At 46.9% G+C, this 10965-nt stretch carries 8 protein-coding genes and 1 pseudogene; all 9 read left to right on the top strand.

Annotation, left to right across the window (positions count from 1 at the left end):
- Window positions 1-155: 155 nt before the first annotated feature.
- Window positions 156-1661: a hypothetical protein gene (locus EII32_RS07875; protein ID WP_125234887.1), complete on the top strand. Its 1506-nt coding sequence runs from the start codon at window positions 156-158 to the stop codon at window positions 1659-1661.
- A gap of 4 nt (window positions 1662-1665) precedes the next feature.
- Window positions 1666-2109, top strand: a complete 444-nt coding sequence (locus tag EII32_RS07880) for a hypothetical protein (RefSeq protein ID WP_125234888.1) — start codon at window positions 1666-1668, stop codon at window positions 2107-2109.
- Window positions 2110-2229: 120 nt separating this feature from the next.
- The gene (locus EII32_RS07885; RefSeq protein ID WP_125234889.1) at window positions 2230-3774 is read left to right on the top strand and encodes a hypothetical protein; all 1545 of its coding nucleotides are present in this window, start codon (window positions 2230-2232) and stop codon (window positions 3772-3774) included.
- Window positions 3775-3777: 3 nt separating this feature from the next.
- The gene (locus EII32_RS07890; RefSeq protein WP_125234890.1) at window positions 3778-7314 is read left to right on the top strand and encodes a hypothetical protein; all 3537 of its coding nucleotides are present in this window, start codon (window positions 3778-3780) and stop codon (window positions 7312-7314) included.
- 21 nt (window positions 7315-7335) lie between these two features.
- The gene (locus EII32_RS07895) at window positions 7336-7962 is read left to right on the top strand and encodes a hypothetical protein (protein WP_125234891.1); all 627 of its coding nucleotides are present in this window, start codon (window positions 7336-7338) and stop codon (window positions 7960-7962) included.
- Window positions 7963-7990: 28 nt separating this feature from the next.
- Window positions 7991-8509, top strand: coding sequence for a TIGR02281 family clan AA aspartic protease (locus tag EII32_RS07900; protein ID WP_125234892.1), 519 nt, complete (start codon window positions 7991-7993; stop codon window positions 8507-8509).
- Between the two features lie 115 nt (window positions 8510-8624).
- Window positions 8625-9431, top strand: a complete 807-nt coding sequence (locus EII32_RS07905; RefSeq protein WP_125234893.1) for a hypothetical protein — start codon at window positions 8625-8627, stop codon at window positions 9429-9431.
- 14 nt (window positions 9432-9445) lie between these two features.
- Window positions 9446-10474 (top strand): hypothetical protein, encoded by a 1029-nt coding sequence (locus tag EII32_RS07910; RefSeq protein ID WP_125234894.1) that lies wholly within the window; start codon window positions 9446-9448, stop codon window positions 10472-10474.
- Window positions 10475-10817: 343 nt separating this feature from the next.
- Window positions 10818-10965 (top strand): annotated as a pseudogene (locus tag EII32_RS07915) (IS5/IS1182 family transposase); the annotation flags it as partial.

Genomic DNA, 10965 nt, shown 5'->3' on the forward strand with positions numbered 1-10965 from the left:
TCCCGAACTCGCGTATATATTGTTGGTTTTGAACATCTGCTTTAAAAAAGATGTTTAACAAAAAATAGCAGGATAATGTTGGTTTCGCTTGCAAAAAGTTGTATTTTTGCATTTTGAACATGTAACATGTTTTTATGATCACCAAATTAAAAACCATGACAAGAATGTTTTTAAGCATTGCCGTGGCAGCATCAATGATGCTTGTGCTGACCACGGCATGCAGCGACGGCGGCAAAAAAGAACTGGCCGCGCTCGTGCGCGAACTTGCCGGGGACGATGCCACGATAGACAGCGACGACTGGCGGAAGATAGCCGATTTCATGGATGCCAACAAGGCTCACATGAAGGAATTTTATAAAGACGGACGGCTGGACGAAGAAAGCGTAAAAGAATATGTACGGAAATTGTTCTCAAAAGGGAAAGACTGGAAGAACATAACGTTTTGGGGAAAGGCAGACAAGAAGTTCCTCACGGTGAAATTCTACCTCGAACGTTCGGGCAGCATGGTGAGTTACGACTCGCCGCAGACCACGGGAGAGTTTAAAAAAGCCATAGTGAAGATGCTCAATTCGCTGCCTTCAGACAACAACGACAACATAATTTTCGTGGTAAACGATGCCGTTTACGACTACCCGAAATCGTACAAGGAGTTTATCACGGACAACAACATCTTCAAGACTACGGAGGGGATAGGAGACCCGAAATACACCGATTTCGGCGTGATACTGGATTCCATACTCAACAAGAACGAGTCTAACGAGTTGAGTATTCTCGCATCAGACATGATATACTCGACGCGCGAACTCGCCACCGTGAACAAACAGAAGGTGCTTAACGAGGCAGAGGGAGTGGCAAACGCCATATTCAAAGAAAAGGCGCGGCACAAGTCGATGCTAATTGTGAAGATGTCGGGCAGTTTTGCCGGGGCGTATTATCCTTACAACTCGCCTTCGAAGGGAACGGAGTACAACGGCATGCGGCCGTACTACCTGATTATCGTGGGCGACAACGACGACATTGCACGACTGACAAACGACCCGCAGTATGCGGCATTCTCGAAGTTCGACGAACTCGAAGGATTCGAACACAAATATCTGTTCGATGCGAGCTACGCATACAAGCCGTTCTACACGATAATGCTGCGAGGCAGAGAGAGTCGCGGAGAGTTCCGACCGACCAAAGGTCAGACCGAGCGCATAACGAGCATAGAGGACGTAAGAGCCGACAGGAACTCTGACGACTTGCAGATAGAGGTGGCAGTAAACCTCGGTTCGATGCTCATAGAGAAAGATTATCTCACAAATCCGAAGAACTATTTGGTGCGGAGCGATGACCCGGCAGAGATAAAGTCGATACGTGCCATAGGTGCCGACGACCGCAACTCCAACAACAAAAAGTATCTTTACAAGGCAACACACATCATCACACTGAAGATGAACGCCATGAAACAAGATCAGGAAGTGAGCATCAGACTGCTAAACCGCATGCCCGGATGGATTGCCGAGAGTTCGTCGGAAGACGACACGAACCTTGCCGCTTCCGATTTTTCCACAACCACTTTCGGATTGAAATATCTGTTGCAGGGCATCTATGACAGTTACCGCAAATTGTCTGACGGCGAGCCATACTACTTTGACTTGAAACTTAAAATGAAAAGATAAAGAGATGAAAAACGGAATTTTCCTTATCGCGGGACTCGTGATTACGATACTGTACATCGTTTTCTCGATGCAGATATACGAACTGCTGTACTACGAGACAGAGTTCTCGCAGGCAATGTACGAAGAGAACATGTATCTCGTGGTAGCCATGATAAATGCCATAGTGGCGTGGGCTGCGGCAGCAATCTACTATTATGCCGTCAATTCCGTAAGTTTCGCGCGGTGGTATCATTGGCTGATATTTCTCGGCATCGCCGTATTTATCGCGCCGACGGCAGATTTCATATACCCCAACAGTGTGTTCAACGAGTATGATTACGAATACAACATGCAACTGATACACTTCTCGCTGTTGAACATAATGGTAGAGACAATTCTGTTCATCGCAGTATCCTATTCGATTAGATGGTGGAGTTCCAACTGCAGGCATACGCCGATACCGCAGTAGTACATGAGAGTCGGCAACGCTTCATTTCTCATAATGAAACGTAGCCTCGACACTTTAATTAAACAACTACTCAACTCCCCCCAAACCATAACTCCTTAAAAAAATGCCGTAATAACGAAAATGAGACTATTTCTTTTCCTTGTGGGAGGCACCGGATCGCGAGTGCTGAAACCACTTATAATGCAACTTGCGGCGGGTGTACGCCCGATTGATGAGAACGGAAACGCAATAAAAGACCTTGAGATAATCCCGATAATAATGGATCCGCACAAGGCGAACGAAGACCTTAAGCGCACCGACGACCTGCTGCGATGGTATAAAGATATTCGCTGCAGCATATATGGCGACGTGAGCAGCGACAAGGTTGAACGCGGATTCTTTGCCACAAGGATTTCAACGCTCGGAGATCTCAACCGCGATGCGGTGCTCAACGACACATTCGTATTCAATCTTGAGAGCATTTCGGCGAAAGAGTTCCGCGATTTCATAAACTACAACACTCTCGACAGCGCAAACCAAGCGTTGTGCAGCATGCTTTTCAGCAACGAGCAGTTGAAGACCAAGATGGACATTGGTTTTGTGGGAAGTCCCAACATAGGCAGCGTGGCACTGAACCAGTTCAAGGATTCGGAAGAATTCAAGCAGTTTGCAAACGTTGTGAGCACGTCGGACAGGGTGTTCATAGTGAGCAGCATATTCGGCGGAACGGGAGCAGCGGGCTATCCCATCATAGTAAAGAACATACGCAACGCCGTAAACAATCCTGCGGTGGCAAACAAGGGAACCCTCGCAGATGCGAAAATAGGTGCCCTTACCGTACTTCCTTACTTCAACATCGAGCAAGACAAGAACAGCGAGATAACCATTGCCGACTTCATAAGCAAGACGAAATCCGCACTCGATTACTACCGCGTGAACCTTACCGGGTCGAAAGACGGAGTGTCGGGGGCAAGCGTAAACGCATGCTATTATCTCGGAGACGAGGTTGTGTCGAACCCTTACAAGAACGACCCCGGGCAGAACGGGCAGCGCAACGATGCACATTTCGTGGAGTATGTGGGGGCAACGGCAATACTCGACTTCCTGTCCTTGGGAGACGAGAAACTGCGAACCGACAACGGAAGGGTGCGCAATGCGACATTCAAGGAGTACGGACTGAGACACGACAAGATGACATTGTCACTTATGGATTTCGGCGAACGCACACGACTTGTTTTAAACCGGCAGATGATAAAATTCCACATAGCGTTTATGTACCTCACATACGCATTCGGAGAAGACATAGGGAAAATGGCATATACGGACGATGCGCCTAAGATACAACGCTCGTTCCTCACCACATCGGGATACACGTCGCTGACAGGAAGTTTCTTCGCCGCATACAGACAGTGGCTGCAGGAGATGGCAATGAACAAGAGACAATTCACACCTTTCAATCTATACACACGCGAACTGTGCGACTGCCTTACGGACATAGCACCGACAACGGGATTCCTGAAGAGCAAAATATCTTACAAGACAATACAGGAGGCACTGAACAACGAGTCGAAAACGGCAAGCAGGCAGGCACGATACGGAAATGCCAACGTGATGTTCCGACTGATGGATCTGCTCGACAAGGCAACCGAGAATATCATCGACAAGAAGTACAACTCAATCGTATAGAACATGGACAACGTACTATCATACAACCGGAAAAGCAACGGCGAGGACTGGTTCTCGCTGACAGGACAATATAACGAGGACGACATAAAGGCGATAAAAGACCCCAACGGCGGATTGGCAGAGCACCCGAAGACGGCCATACCAAGTCCGTTCGCACAACTCGATCTCGTGAAAAATGCTTTCGAACACATAGCAAAAGACCCACGACTGCTCGGCTCTCGAATGGACATGCGTCTCGTATCGCAGGCTCTCGACATTGCACAGGTGTTCTATAATTTCGATGAAATGAAATCCATGTACGCACTGCAACTCGTGGAGTGGAACATGAAACACATACAGATGTTGCTCGACTCTCCCGACCACAGACTGCTCGGAGAGACGCTGCAAATGTTCATAAACCGGGACGCAACGGCGTATAATTTCTCGCAAGACATGTCCATATATTTCATAATGTATGGCAACCAAGTGATTGGAAGCACGTCGCCGGCATCGCTGTTCATGGCTTCACCAAACGCAAACTGCATAGAACAAATACAGGTGGAACAAGGGAAAGTTCTGTTCGGAGAGTGGAGAAACCTTTGGGAAAGGAACCCAAAGTTCGTGAAATATGTATATGCAATGTTCACGGCATTCCCCGAACTGAAAAGAATGTGCAGCGAGGTGAACAACTATCTTATAGAGAACTTCAAGATGATGGAGGGCGTGGGATCGGACTATGTCAGGACACGCAACGAGATAATAACAGAGATTGGCAATCCCGAGACTGCCGACCAAGAGAGTGCCATGAAAGCACGCGAATACCTGAACCGTAACTACATGCCGATAGAGAACGGGGTAAACGTGCTCGGTTTCCCACTATACAGATGCCGACAGGAAGATGTTACAAACGCAATTGCCGAGAGTGATTTCGTAATAGTGCCGTCACTGCCCGAGGCAATGGCAGAGACGAGAAAACCGCTGGTGCTGCAGAACAACCTGAACACATTGGCAAGCGACCCGTTTATATACGTCACTTACCCTTGGGACAACTCCACCGTGATAACACCGGATATGTATCGCGAGCAAGACATCAACAAACGCGTGCTGCCGGCAACCACACACCTGTATCCATGGCTTACCGATGACGACTTCTTCCTGCCGACAATGATAAAACTGGATTTCCCGATCGATGCCGACTGTTTCTTCGACGGGAACATCAAATCAGTCGGTCGCGACGTCGATGAGAATAGTTTCCTGCTGCCGCTTAAACCGACATTTTTCAAGTATTTCACCATGAAAGACCTTATGACGGGAACAGTTGCAGGGCAGCCGGTGTTCGAAATGCAACACCTAAGGATTGGAGGACAAGAGGCAGTGAAGGCAATACTGCGCATCAGAGTGCGCAAAACGGAGAAAAACCCGTATAGTTTCGTCACGCTGCAACGAACATACGTAGAGGCGGTAAATGGCGACATGACATACGACACAACGAACAACTACGGCAAGTTCGTCAGCATCCCGTTCGCAATAGCAATGTTCCCGTTTGCAAGGCGCGCCGACTTCAACCGCTACCACGTCCAGTTGATTGACCGGGCGTTGGGCAATCTCGCCGCCAGAGACATATCGCTGGAGTTCTATCGCAACGGACTGCACGAACGGATAGCAGAACCCTTGACACGGCGGCGCAGTCTGAAACACATTAAAAACATGGGGTCTGCGTTCTACACGATACCAACCGATTTCGATATTGTGAACGTGGTTGTGACAGACGACCGCGGACAACGCATCACAGAGGGATTGATAGCACCGCAGTGGATAGAAAACGAGTGCGGGACATCGGCATTCACGTTTGCCGTCGACTTCGGAACAACCAATACGCACGTGGAAAGCATGCGCGACGAACAACTGCCACAGCCGCTGAAAATAGAGAACGAGAACCGAGAAAAACTCGTGGCAACACTATACAACGGCAGCGACCAATCGAAATATCTTTTCGAAATAGTAATGCGACAGGAGTTTATACCAAAGGTACTGGGCACGGACTATGGTTTCCCGCAGCGCACGGTACTGTCGGAGTGCGAACGACTCGACACAATGAGAGCAGACTGCATCGAGGCATTGGGCGATGCCAACATACCGTTTATATACGAAAAGGAGAGTGTGGGAATAGGAAACCGCATAATTGCAAACCTGAAATGGAGTACCCACCCCGCCAACAAGAAACGCATATCGTGCTATCTCACCGAATTGGCACTCATCATTCGTGCCAAAGTATTACTTGACGGGGGAGACATGAGGAAGACACGTCTCGTGTGGTTCTACCCGCTCAGTATGCAGCAGGGAAACATAGAGAACATAAAGAGGACATGGGGGCAAATAATGAAGAGTATTTTCGGCATCGAGGCAACCGATGAAAACCTAATCCGTATGCCGGAATCAATAGCACCTTACTATTTCTACAAGGCACATCCCGACCGCTTCAAGGCTGCCGCTTCGACAGTGGCGAGCATCGACATAGGCGGAGGAACGAGCGACGTGGCAGTGTTCGAGGAGAACTCGGCAAGCCCAACATTGCTCACTTCGTTCCGATTTGCGGCAAATTCCATCTTCGGAGACGCTTATTCCGACATTCCGCAAGGAGATACAAATCCGATGTTGAGGAAATATGTGGAATATTTCAAAAGCATGTTCGACAACGACGAAGACAAATACGGCGAACTGAACGGAATACTCGACGACATAACAGAAAAGCGGAAAAGCGAGGACATAAATGCTTTCCTGTTCTCGGTGGAAAACAACAAGGCAACGAAAAACAACCCCGTATTCTCATACAACGAACTGTTGAACACCGACTCGGCACGCAAACTGATATTCATATATTTCTATGTCACACTGATTTACTATGTGGCAAAGATGATGAAGAAAAAGAATTTGCAGAAACCACGCAACGTGATGTTCAGCGGAACGGGGTCGAAAGTACTCGACATTGTCGGGTCGCAGGAAGAACTGAACATGCTCACACAGACCGTGTTCGAAGAAATATACGGCGAAAAATATGATGCCGGAGCCTTTTCCGTGGTTAAAGAGAAGGACAAACCGAAACAGATTACCTGTCAAGGAGGACTTTATCAGATACGAGACCGCATCGGAATGGAACAAGTAAAAGAGGTTAACGACGAACTGTCTGACTACGATAACACCATACGGACAAACTTCACGATGACAAACCGTGAACGTATAACCTACGCAGACATGGAAGATGCCGCCAAAAGACAGGCGATAGTGGCAGAGATAGTGGAGGAGGTACGGCGATACAACAAGTTCTTCTCAGATTTCTGCGACCGCATTCACGTCACAGACCGCTTCCTCGTGGATGTGAAAAGCATCAACATTTTCCGCGAAACCATCAACCGAGACCTTGAACATCACCTCGTGCAAGGCTGGGAGGCGGCACAGAAAAACAAGGAAGAGAAGAACGAGAACGATGAGATAGCAGACAAGCTGTTCTTCTATCCGATAGTGGGTTCGATACGTTACAACCTTATAGAGAACTTGGAATAAAACATATAGTTATCATGTGATATGGATATTGAAAACAAAATGATACTCGGCATAGGCATATATGTGCTTCTGTTCTTTGTCATCTACACACTGGCATTGCAGTTGGTGAAATTCGTTGTGAGGAAAATTGGCAAAAGTGACATATCGAAGCCTGAATACGTCACGACGGATGAGAATGACAAAAAACTCAATGCCTTGAAAGAGAGAATAGAAGAAATAGAGAAGAAACTTGAGAACTTGCAGCATAACCCGGAACAATCGGAGGTTTCCGAGCAGTCTCAAAAATCGGTACAATCAGGTAATTCCGAGTTTACCGGCGACTCCGAGCCGTCTCTTCCCTTAACTTTCTTCCTCCCGCCTCCTTCTCCCGACGGCGTGTTCCACGATGCATTCGCCGAACCGAAGATAGGAAGCACGGTATATAAGATGACAACCATCGATGGCAACAACGGCATATTCGTATTCTACGACAACCGAGACGCTCTTGCCACGGCAATGATTTCAATATCTCAGATAGTGAAAACCGTATGCCGTGTGGACAACAACAAGAACGCGCCGCGAAACATAATAAACGTAAAAGAAGGGCGGGTTGTACGCGAGGGCAACTCTTGGAGAGTGACGGAAAAAGCCACCGTTAGATTCGAGTAGGCATGAATGTTCATAACCGAAGGCGAGAATGAAAAAGATATTTTTATTCATCTTCACGACGGCAATCATCGTCTCGTGCCAATACAGACCGAGAGGAGGAGGAGAAAGGCAGTCGAGAAACCACGATGCGGAACGTACGGATAAGCCGCGACGCAACGGAAAACCCATGAAGATAAAGATGCGGCGCGAGGGCGGTGTCATCGTAATGCCGGCAACGGTGAACGGGGTGCCGATGAAATTCGTCTTCGACACGGGTGCTTCAAACATAACAATATCGCAGACCGAGGCACAGTTTCTTGCAAAGCAGGGACTGCTAACAGAAGATGACATTATGGGAAAAGAACACTATCAGACTGCCGACGGGAACATATCGGAAGGAACCGTGATACGACTTAAAGAGGTTGTGATAGGCAACAGAACGATAAAAAACGTGGAAGCGGCGGTAATCGAGAGTCAGAATGCACCGCTGCTACTCGGACAAACGGCATTGTCCAAGTTCGGAAAAGTGTCGATCGATTATGAGAACGGCTACCTGATATTCGAGTGACGACAGCATCTAGGTAAAAAGATACCGCAATATTATAAAACGTCAAACTCAATATAAACTTAATTTTAATGGTGGTTGTTTATGGAATCCACATTAACTTTAAACAATAATAGTTGTGAAAGTAAAATGCCCACATTGCAGATATAAATATAACGAAACTCTGAAACCGGGAATAGTAGAATTGCTCTCTATATGTCCGCGATGCGGGCATTCGTTTCAGATAGAAGTTACCGAAAGCGACATTGTCATTGAACAGACACCGCCGCCGGCACCGCATATCATATCAACGGAGCATTTGGAGACTCCCGAACAATCCGAACAACATGAGTATTCCGGTTTACCCGAACAACCCGTACAATCCGAGTATCATGACAACGCTGTGCAACCCGAACTTTCCGACTACCCTCCTTCCATGCCACGCAAAACATATTCCCCGCTGCCCAAGTCCGGAATAGGTTGCCTGCCGGTGGTGCTTATCTTCATCATGGTTGCGATAATAGCCATCGGATTTATCTACGGAATATCCAACAAATTCGGAAAAGAAGAGAATTACATTCAGTCAGACACTTTCGTCGACAATGACCTGCCTTCGACAATGACCATAAGTCCCACGGGCAAGTACACTTTCCGTTTCGAGGGTAAAATAATAGGTTCGAAGAAAAGTCTGCCGATAGTGATGAATCTCAATATACGCGGCAACCGTATAGACGGCACTTACTATTACGTAATGCGAGGCAGTCACACGCAACTCTCACTTCGCGGCGTGGTAGACGAGAACGGAGGGGTGTCCATGAAAGAATTCAATGCCGAAGGCAACCATACGGGCAATTTCTACGGAACACTCTTTTCTGATGGAACTTTCAACGGTACTTTCAAGTTCGGAAAAAGAAAGAAATTCAAATTTGAACTCTATACAAATTAGAAAAAATCAATATCATGGAAATAAAATGTATCAAATGCAGGTTCAAGTATGATGTGACAATCAACGAAAACCAACAGGAAGCAACGGTTATTTGTCCGCGATGCGGGGCGATACAAACGGCAATGCAAGCAGCAGATGTTCCACAAGAACCGGTGCGTTGCGACAACTCGCAGTCCTCCGTAAACGATAATACGCCTCCGCCTTTCGCCGCCGGCGTACCGCCAATACCGGAAATGAACGGCAAAGTGTCTGCGGAACATCGGAAATACATGCCGAACAACGAGACCGAAAAGCAGACAAATCATTACGATGCCTCAACCGAACCACCGAAAGACAAGCCACGGAAGGAAACCGGAGAAACCGCCCAAAAGTCCGCAGCGACACCTGTTCCGCCCAAGAAAGACTCGTCGTGCGCCAAGAAATTCGCACTCGGATGCCTCGTTGTGGCATTACTCGCCATACTCACCATTGCCGTAATAGCATTTACCGGCAAAAAACTGTTCAACAAAATCAGTACTGTCGACAACGACGAGAAAGAACAAGTGGAGACAAACAACAACAACGTAACAATACAACAAGTTGAAACCGAAACAGAATCTGAAAACGCCGCCGGCACGGAAAACGCCCGGGAAGACGCGACAACAAAGACTGACGAACGGCAACAAGTGACAAACACCGGAAACGAAGGCAACGGGAATACTTCCGTAATAGAAAATACAGAGCCTGACGAGGAACATGGAAAAAAGACGGAAGGCAATGTGGCAAAGACCGGAGGCAGTTATAAATGCAAAGGAAAAATGGCAGACAACGACGTGAGACTCGAACTTAACATCACCTCCGGAGGGTTCGTGTCGGGCAAACTTACTTACAGCGACAGCGAAACGAGTCTCGAAATAATCGGTGACAAATACAACAACGATTTCTTCCTTACTGCCTCGAACAACAACGAACTAATAAAAATAACGTTGAAAAAAGAGGGAAAGACGATGAAAGGAACGGCGAAAAAAGGATTACAAAATATGCCAGTTGAAGTAACTTTCTGACATTATTATTCACACTTGCACGCTTTACGGTGTGCAAAGTAATGCCGAAAGGAAACGGAAATCGGCGGTTACGAACTTCGCAACCGCCGATTTTTCAATGCAATTCCGGCGAGTTTGCGGTGCAATCTCGCCTGTTTTGTCGTTCCTTAAAAAGGACTTATTATAATAATTTTATTGCTGTCCAGTAAAACTTACATTGCATAGAAATCCTTGCGGAATTGTCTTTATATAGTCGTTCCTTAAAAAAGGTTTATTTCATTGATTTACAATCAATCATCCTCTTATTTATTTGTCTGTTTCTGCAAGTTTTTGTACCTTTACAGTATAAAACTTGCAGAATTTCATGTTAAAAAGAACCTCCAACCAACTATCCTTATTCTCTTCCTTAGAGGATATGCTCGATCACAATCATCCTCTTTACAAACTTGCCAATAAAATCAATTGGCGCAGATTTGAAGATGCCTTTTCTCCCTTATATTGTAGAACCAATG

It is taken from the genome of Prevotella sp. OH937_COT-195, from assembly GCF_003932845.1.
Taxonomy (GTDB): domain Bacteria; phylum Bacteroidota; class Bacteroidia; order Bacteroidales; family Bacteroidaceae; genus Prevotella.